The sequence below is a fragment of the Enterobacter sp. 296B2 genome (assembly GCF_034106185.1).
In the GTDB taxonomy this organism is placed as follows: Bacteria; Pseudomonadota; Gammaproteobacteria; order Enterobacterales; family Enterobacteriaceae; genus Enterobacter; species Enterobacter cloacae_N.
On sequence record NZ_JAWNCA010000019.1, the window covers coordinates 17,285 to 42,138 of the forward strand.

A 24,854-nucleotide genomic window follows, 5' to 3' on the forward strand; every position below is an offset into this window, starting at 1 on the left:
GCCGCCCCGGGAGGGCTCTTCAGCAGCTATACTTTTCGGGTCTTTTCACCTGTGTTTGATACAGGCCAGGGCAATGGCATAAAAACCATCACAATTTTTATTTGCAGGCGCTACAATCGACCGCAGTCACAATTCTCAAATCAGAAGAGTATTGCTAATGAAAAACATCAACCCAACGCAGACCGCTGCCTGGCAGGCACTACAGAAACATTTTGATGAAATGAAGGACGTCACCATCGCGGATCTGTTCGCGAAAGATGCCGATCGTTTCACTAAGTTCTCCGCGACCTTCGATGACCTGATGCTGGTGGATTTCTCCAAGAACCGCATTACCGAAGAGACGCTGGCAAAACTGCAGGATCTGGCAAAAGAGACTGAGCTTGCCGACGCCATCAAATCCATGTTCTCCGGCGAAAAGATCAACCGCACCGAAGACCGTGCCGTGCTGCACGTGGCCCTGCGTAACCGTAGCAATACGCCAATCATCGTTGACGGCAAAGATGTGATGCCGGAAGTAAACGCGGTGCTGGAAAAGATGAAAACCTTCTCCGAAGCGATCATCTCAGGTCAGTGGAAAGGTTACACCGGCAAAGCAATTACGGATGTTGTTAACATCGGTATCGGCGGCTCTGACCTCGGTCCGTTCATGGTGACCGAAGCGCTGCGTCCGTACAAAAACCACCTCAACATGCACTTTGTCTCTAACGTCGATGGTACCCACATCGCCGAAGTGCTGAAGAACGTAAATCCGGAAACCACCCTGTTCCTGGTGGCGTCCAAAACCTTCACTACTCAGGAAACCATGACCAACGCCCACAGCGCGCGCGATTGGTTCCTGAAAACCGCGGGCGACAACAAGCACGTGGCGAAACACTTCGCGGCGCTGTCCACCAACGGTAAAGCCGTCAGCGAGTTCGGTATCGACACCGCGAATATGTTCGAGTTCTGGGACTGGGTTGGTGGCCGCTACTCTCTGTGGTCTGCAATCGGCCTGTCCATCATCCTGTCCGTGGGCTTCGACAACTTCGTTGAGCTGCTCTCTGGCGCGCACGCAATGGACAAACACTTCTCCACCACTGCACCTGAGAAAAACCTGCCGGTGCTGCTGGCGCTGATTGGGATCTGGTACAACAACTTCTTCGGCGCTGAAACCGAAGCAATTCTGCCGTACGACCAGTACATGCACCGCTTTGCGGCCTACTTCCAGCAGGGGAACATGGAATCCAACGGTAAGTACGTTGACCGTAACGGCAACGCGGTGGATTACCAGACTGGACCAATCATCTGGGGCGAGCCGGGTACCAACGGTCAGCACGCGTTCTACCAGCTGATTCACCAGGGCACCAAAATGGTACCGTGCGATTTCATCGCGCCGGCGATTACACACAACCCGCTGTCCGACCACCATCCAAAGCTGCTGTCTAACTTCTTCGCACAGACAGAAGCGTTGGCGTTCGGTAAATCCCGCGAGGTGGTAGAGCAGGAATACCGTGACCAGGGTAAAGATCCGGCCACGCTGGAGCACGTTGTGCCGTTCAAAGTGTTCGAAGGCAACCGTCCAACCAACTCCATCCTGCTGCGTGAAATCACGCCATTCAGCCTGGGCGCGCTGATTGCGCTGTACGAGCACAAGATCTTCACTCAGGGCGCTATTCTGAACATCTTCACCTTTGACCAGTGGGGCGTTGAGCTGGGCAAACAGCTGGCAAACCGTATTCTGCCAGAGCTGGGTGACGATAAAGTGATCGACAGCCACGACAGCTCCACCAATGGTTTGATTAACCGTTATAAAGCATGGCGTGCGTAATTAATATGTCATGAAAAATGCCGGCGATATGCCGGCATTTTTTTATCGGATAATTCCTGATGTCTGTTAGTTAACTCAAATTCTGACTCTGAGTTTAATCTGAAAAAGGCGCTTAACCTGCTAATTGCTGCGGTTTATTTTAAGAAAATACGCAGAAGTAAGATAATAAAATTATATTATAACTTATTGATTTTAATTGTTAATTTATTTTAATATTTTGTTTTTCTTTTCTGTTTTATCCATTAGTCCGAAAACCACTCCCCTATTTCCCCCCACGGTAAACCCACTGCTGTAGTTGTGTATACTCGATTCCGCCTGAATTTCTTTTCGGGCAAATCTCCATTCATTCATTGAAGGGAAATTGTTATGAAGAAAGTACTGTATGGCATTTTTGCCATATCTGCACTTGCGGCGACCTCTGTCTATGCAGCTCCGGTCCAGGTCGGGGAAGCAGCAGGGTCGGCAGCGACGTCTGCGTCTGCGGGAAGTTCTACCGCAGCCAGCACCAGCACCGTAAGTTCAGCCGTGGGTGTCGCGCTGGCGGCAACCGGTGGCGGTGATGGCTCCAATACCGGAACCACGACCACTACGACAACCAGCACCCAGTAATACCGGGTGTTTTAATCATAACCACACTTCGGTGTGGTTATTTCGCCCCTTCGGAGAAGAGTCGTGAAGCGACCTGCAATCATTCTGATTTGCCTGCTGTTGCAGGCGTGCTCAGCCACCACCAAAGGGCTGGGGCATTCACTGTGGGACAGCCTGTTCGGCACACCGGGCGTGCATCTGACCGATGACGAACTTCAGAACATGCCGTACGCCAGCCAGTACATGCAGCTTAATGATGGCCCGCAACTGTTTGTGGTGCTCGCTTTCGATGAAAACGGGCAGCAGAAATGGGTGACGCAGGATCAGGCCACCATCGTGACGCAGCATGGTCGTATTGTGAAAACGCTGCTCGGCGGCGATAACCTGCTTGAGGTGAATAATCTCGCCGAAGACCCGCTGATCAAGCCAAATCAGATCGTCGACGGCGCAGGCTGGACGCGCACCATGGGCTGGACCGAGCACAAGCAGGTGCGCTACGCCACGGCCCGCTCCACCTTCCGCTGGGACGGTACGGATAGCGTGAAGGTGGGCAGCGACGAAACGCAGGTTCGCGTGCTGGATGAGAAGGTGACAACCGACCAGGCCACCTGGCATAACCGCTTCTGGATTGACGAGGAAGGGCAGATCCGTCAGTCCTTACAGTATCTCGGCGCCGGTTTCTTCCCGGTGAAAACCACCCTGATCAAGGCGGCGAAATCATGAAAACGCTCATCCACGCTGCGCTTCTCGCCAGTCTTGCCGCGCCGCTGGCATGGTCCGCAGGAACGGTAAAGGTCTACACGCCGGACAGTGAAAAAACCAAAACCTTAACCAACGCCGAGCATCTGCTCGATCTCGTCGGGCAGCCGAGGCTTGCCAACAGCTGGTGGCCGGGAGCGGTGATTGGCGAGCATCAGGCGACGGTTAAGGCGGAGCAGGAACACCTTGCCTTGCTGGCCCGACTGACGGGTCTGGCGGAGCAGGAAGACGGCGACGATGCCGCAGCCATTAACAGCGTTCGCCAGCAGCTTCAGGCGCTGAAGGTGACAGGCCGCCAGAAAGTCAATCTGGATCCAGATGAAGTGCGCGTCACGGAAAAGGGCAACCCCACGCTTCAAGGGGAGTACACCCTCTGGCTGCCGGTGAAGCCGACGACGGTGACCGTGATGGGGCTTATCAGCAGCCCGGGTAAAAAGCCCTTTACGCCCGGCCGCGACGTGGCGAGCTATCTTGACGAACAAAGCCTGCTGAGCGGCGCGGATAACAGCTACGCATGGATTATTTATCCCGACGGGCATACGCAAAAAGCGCCGGTGGCGTACTGGAATAAACGCCATATCGAACCCATGCCGGGCAGCATCATTTTTGTCGGTTTTGCCGACCATTTCTGGACGAAGGCATATGACGGGCTTAACGCCGATATCCTTCACTCCCTGACACAGCGGATACCGGAAGAATGAAAAGAACCTATCTCTACAGCATGCTGGCGCTCTGCGTAAGCGCCGCCTGCCATGCAGAAACGTATCCGGCACCTGTTGGCCCGTCTCAGTCAGACTTCGGCGGCGTCGGTTTACTGCAAACGCCTACCGCGCGCATGGCGCGTGAAGGGGAAATTAGCCTGAACTACCGCGATAACGACCAGTATCGCTACTATTCCGCCTCCGTACAGCTTTTCCCGTGGCTCGAAACCACGCTGCGCTACACCGACGTGCGTACGAAACAGTACAGCAGCGTCGACGCCTTCTCCGGCGATCAGACCTACAAAGATAAAGCCTTCGACGTCAAGCTGCGCCTGTGGGAAGAGAGCTACTGGATGCCGCAGGTCTCCGTGGGTGCAAAAGATATCGGCGGGACCGGCCTGTTTGATGCGGAATACATCGTGGCCAGCAAAGCCTGGGGGCCGTTTGACTTCTCTCTGGGGCTTGGCTGGGGTTATCTCGGCACCAGCGGCAACGTCAAAAACCCGTTCTGTACCTACAGCGATAAATACTGCTATCGCGATAACAGCTACAAGAAAGCGGGCTCCATCAACGGCGATCAGATGTTCCATGGTCCGGCCTCGCTGTTCGGCGGCGTGGAATACCAGACACCGTGGCAGCCGCTGCGCCTGAAGCTGGAGTACGAAGGGAACGACTACTCGCAGGACTTCGCCGGGAAGATTGAGCAGAAGAGCAAGTTTAACGTCGGCGCCATTTATCGCGTCACCGACTGGGCCGACGTTAACCTCAGCTACGAGCGCGGCAACACGGTGATGTTTGGCTTCACGCTGCGCACTAACTTTAACGACATGCGGCCGCACTACAACGATAACGCGCGGCCTGCCTACCGGCCGGAGCCGCAGGATGCGATTCTGCAGCACTCCGTGGTGGCAAACCAGCTGACGCTGTTGAAATACAACGCCGGTCTGGCCGATCCGAAAATTCAGGTGAAAGGCGATACGCTGTACGTCACCGGCGAGCAGGTGAAATACCGCGACTCGCGGGAAGGGATCGAACGCGCCAACCGGATCGTGATGAACGATCTCCCGGACGGGATCCGCACGATCCGCGTGACGGAGAACCGCCTGAATCTGCCTCAGGTTACAACCGAAACCGATGTCGCCAGCCTCAAGCGCCACCTGGAAGGAGAACCGCTCGGGCATGAAACCGAGCTGGTGCAAAAACGCGTAGAGCCGATCGTGCCGGAAACCACCGAGCAGGGCTGGTATATCGACAAATCACGCTTTGATTTCCATATCGATCCGGTGCTGAACCAGTCCGTCGGCGGGCCGGAAAACTTCTACATGTATCAACTGGGTGCGATGGCGACGGCGGATCTGTGGGTCACCGATCACCTGTTGACCACCGGTAGCCTGTTCGGCAACATCGCGAACAACTACGACAAGTTTAACTACACCAACCCGCCGAACGACTCGAAGCTGCCGCGCGTGCGTACCCGCGTGCGTGAATACGTGCAGAACGATGTCTATGTGAATAACCTGCAGGCCAACTACTTCCAGTACTTCGGCAACGGCTTCTACGGCCAGGTTTACGGGGGCTACCTGGAGACTATGTTCGGCGGCGCGGGGGCGGAGGTGCTGTATCGTCCCGTCGACAGCAACTGGGCGTTCGGGATTGATGCCAACTACGTTAAGCAGCGTGACTGGCGCAGCGCGCAGGACATGATGAAGTTCACCGACTACAGCGTCAAAACCGGCCACCTGACCGCCTACTGGACGCCGTCGTTCGCGCAGGACGTACTGGTGAAAGCCAGCGTCGGCCAGTATCTGGCGGGCGATAAGGGCGGCACGCTGGATATCTCCAAACACTTCGACAGCGGCGTCGTGGTGGGCGGCTACGCCACCATCACCAACGTCTCGCCGGACGAATACGGGGAAGGGGACTTCACCAAAGGGGTCTACGTGTCGATTCCGCTGGATCTCTTCTCGTCAGGTCCGACCCGCAGCCGCGCGGCGGTGGGCTGGACGCCGCTGACGCGTGACGGGGGCCAGCAGCTTGGGCGTAAGTTCCAGCTGTATGACATGACCAGCGATAAGAACATTAACTTCCGCTGATGCTTCACGCCGGGCGGCACTGCGTTTGCCCGGCCTACGGTTTTTGTAGGCCCGGTAAGCGCAGCGCCACCGGGCGAATGCGCCAAACATAAACAAAAAATATAGATCCCCGTCACATTTTTGCGTTATACAGGAATCCCGCCCTGGAGAATGAGGTGCTGTATGACATCCCTGACTCGCCCGCGCGTTGAGTTTATCTCAACCATCCTCCAGACCGTGCTGAACCTCGGTCTGTTGAGCCTTGGCCTGATCCTGGTCGTCTTTCTCGGTAAAGAGACGGTGCATCTGGCGGATGTGCTGTTCGCCCCTGAGCAAACCAGCAAATATGCGCTGGTGGAAGGCCTGGTGGTCTACTTTCTCTACTTTGAATTTATCGCCCTGATTGTGAAGTACTTTCAGTCCGGCTTTCACTTCCCGCTGCGCTATTTTGTCTACATTGGCATCACTGCGATTGTGCGGCTGATCATCGTCGATCATAAGTCTCCGCTCGACGTGCTGATCTACTCGGCGGCGATCCTGCTGCTGGTGATCACCCTCTGGCTGTGCAATTCGAAGCGGCTGAAACGGGAATAAAAAAATGGCGGCCCGAAGGCCGCCGAATAACAGTCACAAGTTGGGTCAATACAATACGTCTAAAGTTGAGGGTTGCAGTGGCATAACAGATGAAACTTAACCTTTCACGCCGCCCGCCGTCAGGCCGTTGACCAGCCAGCGCTGGGCCAGCAGGAACACCACGGTAATCGGGATGGCGGAGAGTACGGCCGCCGCGGCAAAATCGCCCCACAGGTAGTTTTGCGGGTTGAGGTATTGCTGCATGCCTACGGCCAGGGTGTAGCTGTTCACATCGCGCAGTAACAGTGAGGCAACCGGTACTTCGGTTATCGCCGCGATAAACGACAGGATAAACACCACCGCCAGAATCGGCACGGACAGCGGCAGCAGCACCAGACGGAACGCTTGCCACGGGGTAGCACCGTCCAGCGACGCCGCTTCTTCCAGCGAGCCGTCGATGGTTTCGAAATAGCCTTTGATGGTCCACACGTGCAGGGCAATACCGCCGAGATAGGCGAAGATCACGCCGCCGTGGGTATTCAGGCCGATAAACGGAACGTACTGGCCGAGACGGTCAAACAGGGCATACAGCGCGACCAGAGACAGCACGGCCGGGAACATCTGGAAAATCAGCATGCCTTTCAGCAGCGTCGCTTTGCCCGGGAAACGCATGCGGGCGAAGGCGTAGGCACAGGTGGTGGAGAGCGTCACGATGCCGATCGCGGTGATGGTCGCCACTTTCACCGAGTTCCACAGCCACAGCAGCACCGGGAACGGCGGCGGCGTGACGCGGCCATCCGCGTGCTCCACGCTGAAGCCCAGCGCGAGCTTCCAGTGCTCCCAGGAGATTTCATCCGGGATCAGGCTCCCGGTGGCGAAGTTGCCCGAACGCAGGGAGATGGCGATGACCATCAGCAGCGGGAACATAATCGCCGCGATGAAAATCAGCAGGCCCAGGTGCGTCGCCAGGAGGCGCAGTTTCTGAGATTTGGGTTGTACCATTGCCATGTTCAGTGCCCTCCTTAGTCAAATTTCATACGTGTGGCTTTCAGGTTCACAATCGCCAGGGCGCCAACCAGCAGGAAGATCAGGGTGGCAATCGCTGCCGCCAGGCCGAAGTCCTGACCGCCGCCGCCCTCGAAGGCGATACGGTAGGTGTAGCTCACGAGCAGGTCGGTATAGCCTGCCGGCGTCGTGGTGCCAAGGCGGTCCGGACCACCGTTGGTCAACAGCTGAATCAGCACGAAGTTGTTAAAGTTAAAGGCGAAGCTGGCAATCATCAGCGGCGTCAGTGGCTTAATGAGCAGCGGCAGCGTAATTTTAAAGAAATTCTGGAACGGACCCGCGCCGTCCATCGCCGAGGCTTCATACAGATCGTCCGGGATAGCCTTCAGCAGGCCCATGCACAGGATCATCATGTACGGATAACCCAGCCAGGTGTTCACGATGATAATCATCGAACGGGCGGTGGTCGGGTCGCTGAACCAGGCCGGTTTGATACCGAACAGCGCGCTCAGCATCATGTTGATTTCACCGAAGCTCTGGTTAAACAGTCCTTTGAAAATCAGAATCGAGATAAACGACGGTACGGCGTAGGGCAGAATCAGCAGCACGCGGTAAATCGCTTTGCCTTTCAGCGACTCCCACTGCACGAGACAGGCCAGCACCATGCCCACGGCCACGGTCAGGATCACCGTCAGCACCGAGAAGACCACCGTCCAGACGAAGATGGCAAAGAACGGTTTCTGGATGCCTTCGTCGGTAAACACGCGGGTAAAGTTGTCCCAGCCGATGGTGACGGTATAGCCCGGGCTGAGCTTGTCATCACCCCATTTTCCGTCGGCGGTAATGGATTGATAGAAACCAATGTCGTTATTCGGACGGTACTTCACGCCGCTCTGGTTGTTGGTCAGCGTACCGTCATCCGCCAGGGTATAAAGCGGCTGCGTGCCGGAGAACTGGCGCAGCGAGCTCATGATGACTTTGCTTTCGTCTGGCAGCACGGCGGTGAGCTGGGTCAGCGCCTGACGGTTCTGGGTGATGATACGCAGGTTGGCACGTTCACCTTCCGGCAGGGCCGCAGCCTCTTTTAAGGCCAGCTTCTGCTCGCCGCCAAATTTGAACGCGTCGGAAATATAGTTTTTGCCGCTCTCACCGTCGGTAAGCGCTAACTTCCACTCGTCACCCGCAGGATACAGGCCGAAGTTAAAGGTTTTACCCGCCTGATAAGAGCGATCAAGAAGCACCTGCTGGGCGCGTTCCTGCGCAAGCTGGTTGGTGCTGCTGTAGTTGGTAAACGCAATGGCGATGGTGCAGATCAGTGGGAACAGGACAAACAGCCCCATCCCGGCCACGCCCGGGTAAACATAACGCCAGGCATAGGCTTTACGGTTGGCGAAAATATACAGGCCAGCAGAGCTCAGGATCAGCGTCATGATGGCAAACAGATATTCCCCTTGTACGTACATTAAAACAACAAGGTAACCCACCAGCAGACACAGCAGACCGATCGCTGACCACTTCAGCGCGTCGCTTTGCCACCAGTGCTTCTTTTTAATGACATCCATGGGGTTCTTCCTCTACAACGTTTGATCTTTTCTCCCTCTCCTGGGGAGAGGGCCGGGGTGAGGGCGTGCGGATAGCGACAACCCTCACCCTAACCCTCTCCCACCGGGAGAGGGGACTACGGCATTACTTAGTAATACGACCCTGCGCATCTTTCAGTGCGGCATCGACAGTCTGACGACCGCTTGCAGCGTTGATGACCGCAGTACGGGTGGCGTACCAGAACGCAGCCATCTGCGGGATGTTCGGCATGATTTCGCCTTTCTGGGCGTTATCCATGGTGGCCGCGATGCGTGGATCTTTCGCCAGCTGATCCTGGAAGGATTTCAGCGCCACGGCACCCAGCGGTTTGTCCTTGTTCACTTCACCCAGGCCCTGATCGGTGAGCAGATAGTTTTCCAGGAACTCTTTCGCCAGCTCTTTGTTCGGGCTGGCGGCGTTGATGCCCGCGCTCAGCACGCCCACGAACGGTTTAGACGGCTTGCCGTTGAAGGTTGGCAGCAGCGTCACGCCGTAGTTGATTTTGCTCTTGTCGATGTTGGTCCAGGCCCACGGACCGTTGATGGTCATCGCAGTTTCGCCTTTGTTGAACGCCGCTTCCGCGATGGAGTAGTCGGTATCCGCGTTCATGTGTTTGTTCTTAATCAGGTCAACCAGGAAGGTCAGGCCTTTTTTCGCGCCCGCGTTATCCACACCCACGTCTTTCACGTCATATTTGCCGTTTTCAAACTTGAACGCGTAACCGCCGTCGGCAGCAATCAGCGGCCAGGTGAAGTACGGTTCTTGCAGGTTGAACATCAGGGCGGATTTACCCTTCGCCTTCAGCTCTTTATCCAGTTTCGGGATCTCTTCCCAGGTTTTCGGCGGGTTTGGCACCAGGTCTTTGTTGTAAATCAGAGACAGGGCTTCAACTGCGATTGGGTAAGCGATCAGCTTGCCGTTGTAGCGAACGGCGTCCCAGGTGAACGGGAACAGTTTGTCCTGGAAAGCTTTGTCCGGGGTGACTTCAGCCAGCAGGCCAGACTGCGCGTAACCGCCGAAACGGTCGTGCGCCCAGAAGATGATGTCCGGGCCGTCACCGGTTGCTGCAACCTGCGGGAACTTCTCTTCCAGCTTGTCCGGGTGTTCTACGGTAACTTTGATACCGGTGTCTTTTTCGAATTTTTTGCCCACTTCGGCCAGGCCGTTATAGCCCTTGTCGCCGTTAATCCAGATAACCAGCTTGCCTTCTTCAATTTTGGCGAGCGCTGGGGCGGAAATCATCATTGCTGCAAGGCCGGACAATGCGAAAACACGTGCGCCAGTCTTGATATTCATATCTGCCATCCTTTTTGGTGATGTGCTCGTGGATACATAAGGTGGTTCAACGTGACTCAGTCTCCTTATTTGACATCCTCTTTCCATCCTCCCAACCCCTACGCCCCACCCCCTGTTTGTGTGATCTCCGTTGCATAAATTTAAGTTATGAGTGCTGGCGCACATAAAAACCCACCGAATTTTGCAGGCGGCTTCACGAATTTCGCCTCAGCCCCCCGGCTGCGGTCGCAGAGCCTGCTCTCTCATCCTCCCGCCTCCTCCCCCATAAAAAAGCCGGGGGGTGGAGGATTCACGAAAGTAATGGATACCCCATAGTGAACTTATCTTGAATGTTTCTGTCGGTGACAGGTTGTAACGAAGGGAGAAGGGCATGGCGAGCGTACAGCTGCGTAATGTAACGAAAGCCTGGGGCGACGTAGTGGTGTCGAAAGACATCAATCTGGACATCACTGAAGGCGAGTTTGTGGTGTTTGTGGGCCCATCAGGCTGTGGTAAATCTACTCTGCTGCGCATGATTGCCGGTCTTGAAACCATCACCAGCGGCGATTTGCTGATCGGTGATACCCGAATGAATGACATCCCGCCTGCCGAACGTGGCGTAGGCATGGTGTTCCAGTCTTATGCACTTTATCCCCATCTTTCCGTTGCCGAGAACATGTCTTTTGGCCTGAAGCTGGCCGGGGCAAAAAAAGAGGTCATTAACCAGCGCGTTACGCAGGTGGCGGAAGTGTTACAGCTGGCGCACCTGCTGGAGCGTAAACCGAAAGCGCTTTCCGGTGGTCAGCGTCAGCGTGTGGCGATTGGCCGTACGCTGGTGGCCGAGCCGCGCGTGTTCCTGCTCGATGAACCTCTCTCTAACCTGGATGCCGCGCTGCGCGTCCAGATGCGTATCGAAATCTCCCGTCTGCACAAGCGCCTTGGCCGCACGATGATTTACGTCACCCACGATCAGGTCGAAGCGATGACCCTGGCTGACAAAATCGTGGTGCTGGACGCCGGTCGCGTGGCGCAGGTGGGCAAACCGCTGGAGCTCTATCACTACCCGGCAGACCGCTTTGTTGCGGGCTTTATTGGCTCGCCAAAGATGAACTTCCTGCCTGTTAAAGTGACGGCGACGGCGATTGAACAGGTACAGGTGGAGCTGCCAAACCGCCAGCAAGTCTGGCTGCCGGTCGACAGCGCCAACGTACAGGTCGGGGCAAATATGTCCCTCGGTATCCGTCCTGAGCATCTGCTGCCAAGCCACATTGCGGATGTGACGCTGGAAGGTGAAGTTCAGGTCGTCGAACAGCTTGGTCACGAAACACAGATTCATATCCAGATCCCCGCCATCCGTCAGAACCTGGTCTACCGCCAGAATGACGTGGTGTTGGTAGAAGAGGGTGCCACATTCGCTATCGGCTTGCCGCCAGAGCGCTGCCATCTGTTCCGTGAGGATGGCACTGCATGTCGTCGGTTGCATAAAGAGCCAGGCGTTTAAGCAATCCCAAAAGAAGACACGAAACCGACAGGTGAAGTGTTCAAAGAAAAGCAATGATCTCAGGAGATAGAATGATGATTACTCTGCGCAAACTTCCTCTGGCAGTTGCCGTCGCAGCGGGCGTAATGTCTGCTCAGGCGCTGGCCGTGGATTTCCATGGTTATGCTCGTTCCGGTATCGGCTGGACGGGTAGTGGCGGCGAACAACAGTGCTTCCAGGCAACCGGTGCCCAAAGTAAATACCGTCTTGGTAACGAATGTGAAACCTATGCGGAACTGAAGCTGGGCCAGGAAGTGTGGAAAGAAGGCGACAAGAGCTTCTACTTCGACACCAACGTAGCGTACTCCGTGGCGCAGCAGAACGACTGGGAAGCCACTGACCCGGCGTTCCGTGAAGCTAACGTGCAGGGTAAAAACCTGATCGAATGGCTGCCAGGCTCTACCATCTGGGCCGGTAAGCGTTTCTATCAGCGTCATGACGTACATATGATCGACTTCTACTACTGGGATATCTCTGGTCCTGGTGCGGGTCTGGAAAACATCGATGTCGGTTTTGGTAAGCTCTCTCTGGCAGCAACCCGTTCTTCCGAAGCAGGCGGTTCATCCTCTTTCGCCAGCAACAGTATTTATGATTACACCACTCGTACAGCGAACGATGTCTTTGACGTGCGCCTGGCACAGATGGAAATCAACCCAGGCGGCACTCTAGAACTGGGTGTTGATTACGGTCGTGCTAACCCGCGTGATGATTATCGCCTGGTTGATGGTGCTTCAAAAGATGGTTGGATGTTCACCGCTGAGCACACCCAGAGCATGCTGAAGGGCTATAACAAGTTTGTGGTTCAGTATGCCACTGACTCAATGACGTCTCAGGGTAAAGGCTTGTCTCAAGGTACTGGTGTAGGCATCGATTCTAACTCGGGTTATGCCTACGACATTAACAACAACGGTAGCCTGCTGCGTATTCTCGACCACGGTGCAATCTCTCTGGGCGATCGCTGGGACCTGATGTATGTCGGTATGTACCAGGACATCGACTGGGATAACAACAACGGGACCAAGTGGTGGACCGTGGGTGTACGTCCGATGTTCAAATGGACGCCTATCATGAGCACCTTGCTGGAAGTGGGTTACGACAACGTGAAATCGCAAAGCGCTGACGAAACCAACAACCAGTACAAAATCACCCTGGCACAACAGTGGCAGGCAGGCGACAGCATTTGGTCTCGCCCGGCAATCCGTGTATTCGCAACCTACGCCAAGTGGGATGAGAAGTGGGGTTATGACTACAACGGTAACCCATCTAACAACGCTAACTACGGTAAAGCGTTCAAAGATGGTTTCAATGGAAGCTCCTTCGGTCGTGGCGACAACGACGAGTGGTCCTTCGGCGCCCAGATGGAAATCTGGTGGTAATCCCGTCTTAACCTGACGTAATGACCAAACTGAGGGGCGCAAGCCCCTCAATCCTTGGGACGGCGCGCTATTGCCTGGCTACCGCTGAACCTGTGCATTTTGAGGTGATAACAATGAAAATGAACAAAACTCTCCTTGCCCTTTGTTTATCCGCAGGGCTGCTGGCAAGCGCGCCTGCCGTAACGCTCGCTAACGTCAACTTCGTTCCGCAAAACACAACATCTGCGCCAGCTATTCCGACAGCGGCACTGCAACAGCTTGTCTGGACCCCTGTCGATCAGTCTAAAACCCAGACCACCCAGCTCTCAACGGGCGGCCAGTCGCTTAATGTTCCGGGTATTACCGGCCCGGTCGCTGCGTATAGCGTACCCGCCAATATCGGTGAGCTGGCCATTACCCTGACCAGTGAAGTTAACAAGCAGACGAGCGTATTTGCGCCTAACGTGCTGATTCTCGATCAGAACATGACGCCATCTGCCTTTTTCCCAAGCGAATACTTTACCTATCAGGAACCCGGCGTAATGAGCGCCGATCGTCTGGAAGGCGTCATGCGCCTGACGCCTGCGCTGGGCCAGCAAAAACTCTACGTGCTGGTCTTTACCACCGAGCAGGATCTCCAGAAGACCACCACGCTGCTCGATCCGGCTAAAGCCTACGCAAAAGGCACCGGTAACGCGGTTCCGGACATTCCGGACCCGATCGCACGTCACGTCACCGACGGAACGTTAAAGCTGAAGGTGAAAACGAACAGCGGTTCCAGCGTGCTGGTCGGCCCACTGTTTGGCTCCTCCGGTAACGGCCCTGTGACCGTGGGCAATACCGCAGCACCTGCTTACACCGCACCTGCTGCCACGGCAGCCGCACCGGTCGCCGCCGCAGCGCCAGCCCCGGCGAAGAAAGCGGAGCCGGTACTGAACGACACCGAAGAGTACTTCAACAACGCCATTAAGCAGGCGGTGAAGCGCGGCGATGTCGATAAAGCGCTGAAGCTGCTTGATGAAGCCGAACGTTTAGGTTCAACCACTGCCCGTTCCACCTTTATCAGCAGTGTAAAAGGCAAGGGGTAACCATTTCCCCACAGTGCTGATTTGTTAGTAGTTTAGTGCGCCTGAGTGGGCGCACTTTTTTTCGTATCCGCCATGCTGTTGCGCCCATGTTGCGATCATGATCGTTAAATAACGTTTGGCCCCCCTCAATCTGTGTTTCTGCGATACAATGCCATTACGTTATGTATCGGAGAGTCTGGCATGTCACACCCTGCGCTAACGCAACTGCGTGCGCTGCGCTATTTCGACCAAATACCTGCGCTTGATCCGCAGCAACTGGACTGGTTGTTGCTGGAAGATTCCATGACGAAACGTTTTGAGCAACAGGGTAAAACGGTCACGGTGACCCTGATTCAGGAAGGGTTTGTCTCTGGCGATGAGATCGCCAGCGAGCTGCCGCTGCTGCCGCAGGAGGAACGCTACTGGCTGCGCGAAATTTTGCTCTGTGCCGATGGCGAACCCTGGCTTGCCGGGCGCACGGTGGTGCCCGAATCAACGCTTTCCGGGCCTGAGCTGGCGCTGCAGCGGCTGGGGAAAACGCCGCTGGGACGTTATCTCTTCACCTCATCTGAGCTGACCCGTGATTTTATTGAGATTGGTCGTGATGCCGAACTGTGGGGGCGCCGTTCCCGCCTTCGCCTGAGCGGTAAGCCGTTAATCCTGACGGAGCTTTTTTTACCGGCATCACCGTTGTACTAAGAGGAAGAAAAAAATGGAGTGGAGCCTGACGCAGAATAAGCTGTTGGCGTATCACCGCTTAATGCGTACCGATAAACCCATTGGCGCGCTGCTGCTGCTGTGGCCGACCTTATGGGCGCTGTGGGTGGCCACGCCGGGCGTGCCGCCGCTGTGGATCCTGGGCGTATTCGTTGCCGGCGTCTGGCTGATGCGCGCGGCGGGCTGCGTGGTGAATGACTATGCCGATCGTAAATTTGACGGCCACGTAAAGCGTACTGCCAACCGCCCGCTACCCAGCGGCCAGGTGACCGGAAAAGAAGCCCGCGTGCTGTTCATCGTTCTGGTGCTGCTCTCTTTCCTGCTGGTATTAACCCTAAATACCATGACGATTCTGCTGTCCGTCGCAGCGCTGGCTCTGGCCTGGGTCTATCCCTTTATGAAGCGTTATACCCACCTGCCTCAGGTGGTGCTGGGGGCGGCGTTTGGCTGGTCGATTCCGATGGCGTTTGCAGCGGTTAGTGAGTCCTTACCGCTTAGCTGCTGGCTGATGTTCCTGGCAAATATTCTCTGGGCCGTAGCGTATGACACGCAATATGCGATGGTTGACCGCGACGATGACCTGAAAATAGGCATTAAATCGACCGCCATCCTCTTTGGTCGTCAGGACAAACTCATTATTGGCATTCTGCAGGTTGCGGTACTGGCGCTGATGGTCGCGATTGCGCGCCTGAACGGGCTGAACTGGGAATTTTACTGGTCGATACTGGTGGCGGGATTGCTGTTTGCCTACCAGCAGAAGCTGATTGCAAAACGCGAACGCGAAGCCTGTTTTAAGGCGTTTATGAACAATAACTATGTCGGTCTGGTGCTGTTTTTAGGGCTGGTCATGAGCTATTTTTCCTGATCGACGCGCGGTCGTGCCCTGCCGGGTATGACCGCATCATCATCCGGCATTACCGCCCTCACAAATTTAAACCGTCGTTTCATAAATTCGCGCTTTTGTGAGGCGCTTCACCTACGCTTCTCCCGGGCTAGTCTATTTTCTAAGCGTAAAAAAATAAAACACTGTTTTAACGCTGACATCACTACCCTGGAGCTGACTCAATGAAAACGACCCTCAAGCCGTTACTGGCCGCGCTGTGCCTGTCTGCTTTTGCCTGCACCGTTTCTGCCCAAACCATCAAAGCTGCCGATGTGCATCCTGAAGGCTACCCGAACGTGGTCGCGGTTCAGCACATGGGTGAAAAACTCAAACAGCAAACCGACGGCAAGCTGGAGATTAAGGTTTTCCCGGGCGGCGTGCTGGGGGATGAAAAGCAGATGATAGAGCAGGCGCAGATGGGGGCGATTGACATGATCCGCGTCTCCATGGCGCCGGTTGCCGCCATCCTGCCGGATATTGAAGTCTTCACGCTGCCGTACGTCTTCCGCGATGAGGACCACATGCACAAGGTGATCGACGGGGATATCGGCAAGCAGATCGGCGACAAGCTGACCGCGAACCCGAAATCGAAGCTGGTCTTCCTCGGCTGGATGGATTCCGGCACCCGTAACCTCATCACCAAAGAGCCGATCGTGAAGCCGGAAGATCTGAAAGGGAAGAAAATCCGCGTGCAGGGTAGCCCGGTAGCGCTCGCCACGCTGAAGGATATGGGGGCGAACTCGGTGGCGATGGGCGTTAGCGAAGTTTACAGCGGTATGCAGACCGGCGTGATTGACGGCGCGGAGAACAACCCGCCCACCTTTATCGCTCACAACTACATGCCGGTTGCTAAAAACTACACTCTTAGCGGCCACTTTATCACCCCGGAAATGCTGCTCTATTCAAAAGTGAAATGGGACAAGCTGAGCGCTGACGAACAGCAAAAAATCCTGACGCTGGCCCGTGAAGCGCAGTTCGAACAGCGTAAGCTGTGGAATGCGTATAACGACCAGGCGCTGGCGAAAATGAAGGCGGGCGGCGTGCAGTTCCACGATATCGATAAGACGGTATTCATCAAGGCCACAGAGCCGGTGCGCGCGCAGTATGGCGACAAGCATCAGGATCTGATGAAAGCCATCGCTGACGTCCAGTAAGCCGGAGTACGTATGTCCGAACTCTACCTGAAGTGGATGGACCGTCTGTACCTGCTCGCCATGGCGGTGGCGGGTATTTCGCTGCTGGTGATGACGATTGTCATCCCCATCGGCATCTTTTCACGCTACGTGCTCAATCGCGGCGAATCCTGGCCGGAGCCGATCGCCATTATCTGCATGGTGACGTTCACCTTCATCGGCGCGGCGGTGAGCTACCGCGCCGGATCGCATATCGCGGTCAACATGCTGACCGACCGTTTGCCCGCGTCGCTGCAACGGCTGTGCGCGCGGGTGGTTGATCTGCTGATGCTGCTGATCTCCGGCCTGATGTGCTGGTACAGCTACTGGCTGTGCGTCGAACTGTGGGAGCAGCCGGTGGCGGAGTTCCCCATCCTGACCTCCGGCGAAAGCTATCTTCCGCTGCCGATTGGGTCGGCGATTTTGATCCTGTTTGTGCTTGAACGCCTGCTGTTTGGCTCACAGGAAAACCGTCCGGTCGTGCTGATCGGCAATCACAGTTAAGGGGTGAACGATGGATGCTTTTGTTTTGTTATTCACCCTCGCCATTTTGCTGGCGCTGGGAATGCCGGTGGCCTTTGCCGTGGGCTTAAGCGCCGTGGCGGGGGCATTGTGGATTGACCTGCCCCTGGAGGCGCTGATGATCCAGATAACCAGCGGGGTGAACAAATTTACCCTGCTGGCGATCCCGTTCTTCATCCTTGCCGGGGCGATCATGGCGGAAGGGGGCATTGCCCGACGGCTGGTCAACTTTGCCTACGTTTTTGTCGGCTTCATTCGCGGCGGGCTGTCGTTGGTGAACATCGTCGCCTCGACGTTCTTCGGCGCGATTTCCGGTTCGTCGGTGGCGGATACGGCGTCCATCGGCAGCGTGATGATCCCGGAAATGGAGAAGAAGGGCTATCCGCGCGAATACGCGGCGGCGGTCACGGCGAGTGGGTCGGTGCAGGCGATTCTCATCCCGCCCAGCCACAACTCGGTGATTTACTCGCTGGCGGCGGGTGGCACGGTCTCCATCGCCACGCTGTTCATTGCGGGCGTCCTGCCGGGCCTGCTGCTTGGCGTGAGTCTGATGGTGCTCTGCCTGTGCTTCGCCCGCAAGCGCGGCTATCCGAAAGGGGACAAAATCCCTCTCAAACAGGCGCTGAAAATCATGCTCGACGCGCTGTGGGGGCTGATGACGGTGGTCATTATCCTTGGCGGGATCTTGTCCGGCATATTTACCGCCACCGAATCCGCCGCCGTGGCCTGCCTGTGGGCGTTCTTCGTCACCATGTTCATCTACCGCGACTACCAGTGGAACGAACTGCCGAAGCTGATGTGCCGCACGGTCAAAACGGTCACCATCGTGATGATTTTGATTGGCTTTGCCGCGGCGTTTGGCGCGGTGATGACCTACATGCAGCTGCCGATGCGCATCACCGAGTTCTTCACGTCGCTGTCAGATAACAAGTACGTGATCCTGATGTACCTCAACATCATGCTGCTGCTGATCGGCACGCTGATGGACATGGCGCCGATCATCCTGATCCTGACCCCGGTGCTGCTGCCGGTGACCAACTCGCTGGGGATTGACCCGGTGCATTTCGGGATGATCATGATGGTCAATTTGGGGATCGGGCTGATCACCCCGCCGGTCGGGTCGGTGCTGTTCGTGGCGAGCGCGGTGAGCAAGCAGAAGATCGAGCACGTTGTGCGGGCGATGCTGCCGTTCTACGGCATGCTGCTGGTAGTGCTGGGGATGGTGACGTACATCCCGGCGATTTCATTATGGTTGCCGGGGGTGTTAGGGATGCAGTGATGCCGTTTTATGCCGGGTAGCGGCTACGCCTTACCCGGCCTACGGTTCGATAACGATTTTATTTCCGACGCAACAGCCGCAGCGCGTTCGCCGTGACCAGCACCGTCGCCCCCGTATCCGCCAGCACCGCCAGCCACAGCCCGGTCATACCGAGCAGCGTGGTGACGAGAAATATCCCCTTCAGACCCAGCGCAATGCCGATGTTCTGGCGGATATTGGCGCGCGTCGCCCGCGCCAGGCTAATCATCTGCGCCAGCCCGGTCAGGCGGTTATGGGTCAGCGCCGCATCGGCCGTTTCCAGCGCCACATCGGTACCGCTGCCCATCGCAATACCGAGGGTTGCGGCCTTAATCGCCGGGGCATCGTTAATTCCGTCACCCACCATCGCCAGCGGCGCGCGGCTGTTTAGCTCGGTTACCGCGCTGACCTTATCCGCAGGCAGCAACCCGGCCTTAAACTCGAGCCCCAGCTCGCCGGCAATCGCTGCCGCCGCGCGCGGGTTATCACCGGTCAGGATCACGCCCTGTACGCCTAGTTGATGCAGCTCCGCCACGGCGTCTTTTGCATCATCGCGCAGGGTATCGCGCAGTGCCAGCATGCCCAGCGGCGCGCCGTCCTGCATCACGGCAACGACCGTCTGACCGGCCTGCTCTAATGCCTCAACCTGTGGATGAGATAATGTGCCCGCCGCAACAATCAGTACCTTTTTACCGTCGACGACGGCCTCAATTCCTGACCCGACCAGCGCCCGCTGGGCGGTTGCCGAAGGGATATTCAGCCCGCGTCCCTGCGCTTCACGCACAATCGCCTGCGCCAGCGGGTGAGCGGAGCCCTGTTCCACGGCGGCGGCCAGCGCCAGCAGTTCGTCTTCACCGATAGCCTGCGGATAGACGCCCGTCACCTGCGGCTTGCCGACGGTCAGCGTACCCGTTTTATCGAAGGCGATATGCCGGATCTGACTGAGCTGTTCCAGCGCCGCGCCGCCCTTAATCAGCGCCCCGCGACGGGCCGCCGCCGCCAGACCTGAGGTAATCGCCGCCGGCGTGGAGATCACCAGCGCGCACGGGCAGCCGATCAGCAGCAGGGTCAGCCCTTTATAAATCCAGCCCTCCCACGGCGCGCCGAAAAACAGCGGTGGAATCACGGTAACCAGCAGGGCAACCAGCATGATAGCGGGGGTGTAAATCCGGCTGAAGCGGTCGATGAAACGCTCGACGGGCGCGCGGCGTTCTTCGGCTTCTTCAATCAGCTTCAGGATGCGGTCGATGGCGCTATCGCCCGGTTCGGACAGGACTTTGAGCTGTACCAGGCGGTCAACGCTGGTGGCACCGGCAGGGACTTTTTCGCCTGCGGCACGCTCTACCGGAATGGATTCTCCGGTCAGGGCGCTTTCGTCAAAGCTTGCGGTGGCGGTGAGCAGCGTACCGTCGGCTGGCAGGCGTCCGCCCGCGGCCACTTCAATCACATCGCCCGGTCGCAGCGTGCTGATGGCGACAGTTTCACGTTTGCCTTCATTAACCCGCGTGGCGGTTTCGGGCTTCAGCGCCATCAGCGCGCTTACCCCTTTGCGCGCCCGGCTCGCCGCCCAGCCCTCAAGCCGTTCGCCGATTAAGAACAGCAGCAGGACCATCGCCGCTTCCGCCGTCGCGCCGATAAACAGCGCGCCGATGGCCGCCACGCTCATCAGCGTTTCGATGGCGAACCAGCTGCCGCTTCTTATCAGGCGCAGAGCCTGACGGGCTATCGGGAAGAGCCCGACCAGGGTAGTGGCGATAAACGCCATGTTACCGAACGGGTGGTTAATCTGCTCCAGACCCCAGCTGACCGCCATCATGATGATGAGCGTGATAAGGGGCAGGTTTTCTTTAAACGGGGAGGTTTTTTCAGCGGAAGCCGTTTCGCTGCGCAGGGTATAGCCCGCCTTGCTGACGGCAGCTTCAACCTGCTTCATGACGTCGCTATCGGTGCTGACCAGCAGCTTTTCGGTGGCGAACAGCACCTGAACGTAGTTCACGCCCGGCACCTGCTTCACTGCATTTTCCACTTTGCGGGCGCAGGCCGCGCAGTCCATGCCGCTGACCATCCAGCTGTAGCGGTTGCCGCTTTCAGGAGGCGCCTGAGTTTGCGTTTCGCACGCGCCTTCGCAGCAGCAGTCGTCTTTCGGCGGAACCGGACTGAGCTTAAGTGCCGAAAATTGTGGAACTTTTTTAGATGTTTCTGGAGTCGACATGGCAGTCTCCGGTAATGATAATTTTCTCATTAACCGCAGCATACACTCTGGAGTCGACTCCAGAGTCAAGGCTTATTTAAATATACAGCGAACGCACAATCAGGAAATGCCCGGCAAAGTAGCAGGCGGATGCAATCGCGTTATCCGCACGGAAGCGGCGGCGATAGTGGCTGCCCAGCCAGACGATATTGCCGAGTAACAGCAGCGCCGCACCGAAGAAGGCGGACATCGCCGGGGCGGTTGGACGGAAGAACCATAGCTCCCCGGCCAGCCACACCATCACCAGCGTCATAGCGATGAACGTGCATACCGGCAGACGCATCTCTTCCAGACGCGACCAGATGACTGCTATCAGCAGGGCGCCAATCACCAGCAGCACCAGCGGCAGCGGCCAGAAGAAGGAGAGCGTCATCTGGCTGGCAAAGTAGATGGTATACAGCAGATGCGACAGGAAGAACGCCCCCACGGCGTACAGCAGGCGCTGGCGCGGCAGCAGGGTTAAGGCATCGCCAATCAGGGAGGCACACAGCCCGGCGAGCACCAGATAGCTAATGGCGTTAAACATCGGGGCTTGCCAGGCTAAAAGCAGAAGCAACAGCAGCGTAACGGGTTTAAACAACCAGCGCTGCCAGGCTGGACCGCGATAAGACGCATCGACGTAAAGCCATGCGGAAAAACAGACAGCGATAAATGACCAAAGCATATTAACTCCCTGTAACTGTTGAGGCTGAATAATCAGTTTCTGATCCAGTGTAGTGACGCGGGCGGGCGTTTGGCAATGCCGGGGCAGGCGAGGTATCCTGAATTCCGCATAATCTGATGGGATGTTTTAATGAGCAAGATGCCGCTGTTTTTCATTATCGTGGTGGCGATTATCGTCATTGCCGCCTCGTTCCGCTTCGTGCAACAGCGCCGCGAGAAGGCGGATAACGATGCCGCACTGCTGATGCAAAAGCGCGTAGTGGTGACCAACAAACGTGAGAAGCCGCTCAACGACCGCCGCTCGCGCCAGCAGCAGGTGACGCCTGCGGGCACAACAATGCGCTATGAAGCGAGCTTTAAGCCAGAAACGGGCGGCCTGGAGATGACCTTCCGCCTGGAGGCGCAGCAGTACCATCGGCTGACGGTAGGGGAGAAAGGGACGTTGAGCTACAAAGGGTCGCGGTTTGAAGGGTTTGAACCGGAGCGGTAATTTTCCCCTCACCCCGGCCCTCTCCCAGAGGGAGAGGGTGTAATCGTCCCCTCTCCCTCTGGGAGAGGGTTAGGGTGAGGGCATCAGGCCGCACCTTACTTCTTCACCTGCGCCTTAAATTTCTTCATCCACACCAGCAGTTCAAACACGCCAAAAATAAACACCCGCAGCTGCTGCCAGCCGGTCATCGGCGGGCCATCTTTTGGCAGACCATTTTTCAGCATCACCATCTGCAGGGCGTGCATAAACGACGTGAAAATCAGCGCCACGTTAACGAAGATATTCAACGGGCGCGGGAACGGGTGCACCAGATTCAAAATCAAAAATGCCCAGACGCCCAGCATCAGCAAGCGTCCCAGGTTAATCAGTACCGGCATCGGATCCTCCTTGTGCCTGACGGTGATACAGACGATAAGCCACCTGGCCTGCGACCTTTTCGCGGTGCAGATCCCAGTGAACGGGAACGGGTGGCAGGCCGTTTTCCACTTCGCTTTCTACATAAATTAGCGCGTCATCCGCCAGCCAGCCATTGTGCTCCAGCAGGGATAACGTCTCTTCCAGCAGCCCCTTGCGGAACGGCGGGTCAACAAACACGACGTTATGCGGCGTGCCCTGTTGCGCGAGGAAGCTTAGCGTATTGGTATTTACCACTTTCGCATTCGTCGCCTTCAGCGTCGCCAGATTTTGCTGCAGGGTCTGCGCGACGCCGCGCTCCATCTCCAGCAGCGTGGCGCTGGCAGCATAGCGCGACAGCGCCTCCAGCCCTAAGGCACCGCTTCCGGCGAAGCAGTCCAGGCAATGGGCGTCTACCATTGACGGGGCAAGCCAGTTAAACAGCGTCTCGCGAACGCGGTCGGTGGTGGGGCGTAAACCGGGGCTGTCCGGCACCGGTAATTTCCGGCCTCGCCACTGGCCGCCGATAATGCGAATTTGACCGGCCGGGGCGCGGGTGGGTTTCTTCATCTCTGGAAAGCTCTGTTAACCATTGCCCTGCGATTGCGGGCGGTGATGTCAATTAAGTAAAGTGTTAGACTATTTCATCATTTTTTTAGCTTCCCTGTATATAGCGCCGCGAGGAGTGTAGTCGCAGATGGCAAAACAAAAAAAACGTGGCTTCTTTTCCTGGTTGGGTTTCGGTGAAAAAGAGCAAGAAACAGAACAGAAAACCGAAGAACAACAGGTTGCAGAAGAGCAGTCACAGCCTGAAACGCCAGTAGAAACCGCTGCGGTTGTCGAAGCGGAAGAGCCTGCCCACAGCAAAGAAGAGATTGAATCCTTTGCTGAAGAGGTGGTTGAGGTTACTGAACAGGTTCAGGAGAGCGAGAAGCCAGAGCCGGTCGTCATCGAGACCGTTGCCGATGCGCCTCAGGCCGCAACAGAACATGAAGAGCTGCCGCTGCCGGAAGAGGTCAACGCCGAAGAGTGGCAGGCCGAAGCGGAAACCGTTGAAATCGTTGAGGCGGTGGAAGAAGAGGCGGCACTTGAGCCAGAGCTGACCGACGAAGAGCTGGAAGCCCAGGCGCTGGCGGCGGAAGCCGCGGAAGAGTCGGTCATCGTTGTGCCGGTGGAAGAGCAGGCCGAAGAAGAGATCGTGCAGGAGCAGGAAAAACCGACCAAAGAAGGTTTCTTCGCGCGCCTGAAGCGCAGCCTGCTCAAAACCAAAGAAAACTTAGGTTCCGGATTTATCAGTCTGTTCCGCGGCAAGAAGATCGACGACGATCTGTTTGAAGAGCTGGAAGAGCAACTGCTGATTGCGGACGTGGGCGTGGAGACCACCCGTAAGATCATCACCAACCTGACCGAAGGGGCGAGCCGCAAACAGTTGCGCGACGCCGAGGCGCTGTACGGCCTGCTGAAAGACGAGATGGGTGAAATTCTCGCAAAAGTTGACGAACCGCTTAATATTGAAGGCAAAACGCCATTTGTTATTCTGATGGTTGGCGTTAACGGCGTGGGTAAAACCACCACCATCGGCAAGCTGGCGCGTCAGTTTGAGCAGCAGGGCAAATCGGTGATGCTGGCGGCGGGCGATACCTTCCGTGCGGCAGCGGTTGAGCAGCTCCAGGTGTGGGGCCAGCGCAACAACATTCCGGTGATTGCCCAGCACACCGGCGCGGATTCCGCGTCCGTGATTTTCGACGCCATCCAGGCGGCGAAGTCGCGCAACGTGGACGTGCTGATCGCCGACACCGCAGGGCGTTTGCAGAACAAATCGCACCTGATGGAAGAGTTGAAGAAAATCGTCCGCGTCATGAAGAAGCTGGACGAAGATGCACCGCATGAAATTATGCTGACTATCGACGCCAGCACCGGGCAGAACGCCATTAGCCAGGCGAAGCTGTTCCATGAAGCGGTAGGACTGACGGGGATCGCGCTGACCAAGCTGGACGGCACCGCGAAAGGCGGGGTGATCTTCTCCGTGGCCGACCAGTTCGGCATTCCTATCCGCTACATCGGTGTGGGCGAGCGTATTGAGGATTTGCGTCCGTTTAAGGCGGACGACTTTATTGAGGCATTATTTGCCCGAGAGGACTAA

At 56.7% G+C, this 24,854-nt stretch carries 23 protein-coding genes; 16 read left to right on the forward strand and 7 right to left on the reverse strand.

Going from position 1 to position 24,854, the window contains the following annotated elements; translation table 11 throughout:
- Positions 1-157 precede the first annotated feature (157 nt).
- The 6 genes from pgi to psiE all read left to right on the forward strand — a co-directional run bounded on the left by pgi (position 158) and on the right by psiE (position 6,521).
- The gene (gene pgi / locus URZ40_RS14700; protein ID WP_116343975.1) at positions 158-1,807 is read left to right on the forward strand and encodes a glucose-6-phosphate isomerase; all 1,650 of its coding nucleotides are present in this window, start codon (positions 158-160) and stop codon (positions 1,805-1,807) included.
- Positions 1,808-2,173: 366 nt separating this feature from the next.
- Complete coding sequence (yjbE, locus tag URZ40_RS14705) at positions 2,174-2,416, forward strand: exopolysaccharide production protein YjbE (RefSeq protein ID WP_013095034.1); 243 nt, start codon at positions 2,174-2,176, stop codon at positions 2,414-2,416.
- Positions 2,417-2,479: 63 nt separating this feature from the next.
- A complete protein-coding gene (locus tag URZ40_RS14710; RefSeq protein WP_116343976.1) occupies positions 2,480-3,118 on the forward strand; it encodes a YjbF family lipoprotein in 639 nt (212 codons plus the stop codon).
- Positions 3,115-3,855: a capsule biosynthesis GfcC D2 domain-containing protein gene (locus URZ40_RS14715; RefSeq protein WP_320720741.1), complete on the forward strand. Its 741-nt coding sequence runs from the start codon at positions 3,115-3,117 to the stop codon at positions 3,853-3,855. Before URZ40_RS14710 ends, URZ40_RS14715 begins: the two co-directional genes overlap by 4 nt.
- Positions 3,852-5,948, forward strand: coding sequence for a YjbH domain-containing protein (locus tag URZ40_RS14720; protein ID WP_028015126.1), 2,097 nt, complete (start codon positions 3,852-3,854; stop codon positions 5,946-5,948). The genes URZ40_RS14715 and URZ40_RS14720 overlap by 4 nt, the downstream gene beginning before the upstream one ends.
- A 162-nt stretch (positions 5,949-6,110) precedes the next feature.
- Complete coding sequence (psiE, locus tag URZ40_RS14725; protein WP_000202963.1) at positions 6,111-6,521, forward strand: phosphate-starvation-inducible protein PsiE; 411 nt, start codon at positions 6,111-6,113, stop codon at positions 6,519-6,521.
- A 96-nt stretch (positions 6,522-6,617) separates the two neighbouring features.
- Here psiE and malG read toward each other — a convergent pair whose 3' ends face one another.
- The 3 genes from malG to malE all read right to left on the reverse strand — a co-directional run bounded on the left by malG (position 6,618) and on the right by malE (position 10,382).
- Positions 6,618-7,508 carry a maltose ABC transporter permease MalG gene (gene malG, locus URZ40_RS14730; RefSeq protein ID WP_006810496.1) on the reverse strand — a complete coding sequence of 297 codons (891 nt, stop codon included), beginning with the start codon at positions 7,506-7,508 and terminating at the stop codon, positions 6,618-6,620.
- A gap of 14 nt (positions 7,509-7,522) precedes the next feature.
- Positions 7,523-9,067, reverse strand: coding sequence for a maltose ABC transporter permease MalF (gene malF, locus URZ40_RS14735; RefSeq protein WP_320720742.1), 1,545 nt, complete (start codon positions 9,065-9,067; stop codon positions 7,523-7,525).
- A gap of 124 nt (positions 9,068-9,191) precedes the next feature.
- The gene (malE, locus tag URZ40_RS14740; protein ID WP_320720743.1) at positions 9,192-10,382 is read right to left on the reverse strand and encodes a maltose/maltodextrin ABC transporter substrate-binding protein MalE; all 1,191 of its coding nucleotides are present in this window, start codon (positions 10,380-10,382) and stop codon (positions 9,192-9,194) included.
- A gap of 370 nt (positions 10,383-10,752) precedes the next feature.
- Between malE and malK the strand changes: the two genes are divergently transcribed.
- The 8 genes from malK to URZ40_RS14780 all read left to right on the forward strand — a co-directional run bounded on the left by malK (position 10,753) and on the right by URZ40_RS14780 (position 18,896).
- The gene (malK, locus tag URZ40_RS14745) at positions 10,753-11,862 is read left to right on the forward strand and encodes a maltose/maltodextrin ABC transporter ATP-binding protein MalK (protein WP_028015130.1); all 1,110 of its coding nucleotides are present in this window, start codon (positions 10,753-10,755) and stop codon (positions 11,860-11,862) included.
- Between the two features lie 71 nt (positions 11,863-11,933).
- Positions 11,934-13,277, forward strand: a complete 1,344-nt coding sequence (locus tag URZ40_RS14750) for a maltoporin (RefSeq protein WP_316380632.1) — start codon at positions 11,934-11,936, stop codon at positions 13,275-13,277.
- Between the two features lie 113 nt (positions 13,278-13,390).
- A complete protein-coding gene (gene malM / locus URZ40_RS14755; protein WP_166709764.1) occupies positions 13,391-14,344 on the forward strand; it encodes a maltose operon protein MalM in 954 nt (317 codons plus the stop codon).
- A gap of 180 nt (positions 14,345-14,524) precedes the next feature.
- Positions 14,525-15,022, forward strand: a complete 498-nt coding sequence (ubiC, locus tag URZ40_RS14760) for a chorismate lyase (RefSeq protein WP_014882105.1) — start codon at positions 14,525-14,527, stop codon at positions 15,020-15,022.
- A 13-nt stretch (positions 15,023-15,035) separates the two neighbouring features.
- Positions 15,036-15,905 (forward strand): 4-hydroxybenzoate octaprenyltransferase, encoded by an 870-nt coding sequence (ubiA, locus tag URZ40_RS14765; RefSeq protein WP_080329933.1) that lies wholly within the window; start codon positions 15,036-15,038, stop codon positions 15,903-15,905.
- 200 nt (positions 15,906-16,105) lie between these two features.
- The gene (locus URZ40_RS14770) at positions 16,106-17,077 is read left to right on the forward strand and encodes a TRAP transporter substrate-binding protein (protein WP_192984284.1); all 972 of its coding nucleotides are present in this window, start codon (positions 16,106-16,108) and stop codon (positions 17,075-17,077) included.
- Between the two features lie 12 nt (positions 17,078-17,089).
- Positions 17,090-17,599, forward strand: a complete 510-nt coding sequence (locus tag URZ40_RS14775; RefSeq protein WP_061099578.1) for a TRAP transporter small permease — start codon at positions 17,090-17,092, stop codon at positions 17,597-17,599.
- A gap of 10 nt (positions 17,600-17,609) precedes the next feature.
- Positions 17,610-18,896 (forward strand): TRAP transporter large permease, encoded by a 1,287-nt coding sequence (locus URZ40_RS14780; RefSeq protein ID WP_116343984.1) that lies wholly within the window; start codon positions 17,610-17,612, stop codon positions 18,894-18,896.
- A 58-nt stretch (positions 18,897-18,954) separates the two neighbouring features.
- On the opposite strand, the gene zntA is transcribed toward URZ40_RS14780, so the two are convergent.
- Entirely contained in the window at positions 18,955-21,126 is a 2,172-nt protein-coding gene (gene zntA / locus URZ40_RS14785; protein WP_320720744.1) for a Zn(II)/Cd(II)/Pb(II) translocating P-type ATPase ZntA, read from the reverse strand.
- Between the two features lie 76 nt (positions 21,127-21,202).
- The gene (locus URZ40_RS14790) at positions 21,203-21,829 is read right to left on the reverse strand and encodes a lysoplasmalogenase (RefSeq protein ID WP_320720745.1); all 627 of its coding nucleotides are present in this window, start codon (positions 21,827-21,829) and stop codon (positions 21,203-21,205) included.
- A 129-nt stretch (positions 21,830-21,958) separates the two neighbouring features.
- Between URZ40_RS14790 and URZ40_RS14795 the strand changes: the two genes are divergently transcribed.
- Entirely contained in the window at positions 21,959-22,318 is a 360-nt protein-coding gene (locus tag URZ40_RS14795; RefSeq protein ID WP_163330891.1) for a DUF2500 domain-containing protein, read from the forward strand.
- 95 nt (positions 22,319-22,413) lie between these two features.
- On the opposite strand, the gene URZ40_RS14800 is transcribed toward URZ40_RS14795, so the two are convergent.
- A complete protein-coding gene (locus URZ40_RS14800; RefSeq protein ID WP_014882110.1) occupies positions 22,414-22,695 on the reverse strand; it encodes a DUF1145 family protein in 282 nt (93 codons plus the stop codon).
- Complete coding sequence (gene rsmD, locus URZ40_RS14805; RefSeq protein ID WP_028015140.1) at positions 22,679-23,281, reverse strand: 16S rRNA (guanine(966)-N(2))-methyltransferase; 603 nt, start codon at positions 23,279-23,281, stop codon at positions 22,679-22,681. Before rsmD ends, URZ40_RS14800 begins: the two co-directional genes overlap by 17 nt.
- 127 nt (positions 23,282-23,408) lie before the next feature.
- On the opposite strand from rsmD, the gene ftsY reads away from it, so the two are divergent.
- Complete coding sequence (ftsY, locus tag URZ40_RS14810) at positions 23,409-24,854, forward strand: signal recognition particle-docking protein FtsY (RefSeq protein ID WP_320720746.1); 1,446 nt, start codon at positions 23,409-23,411, stop codon at positions 24,852-24,854.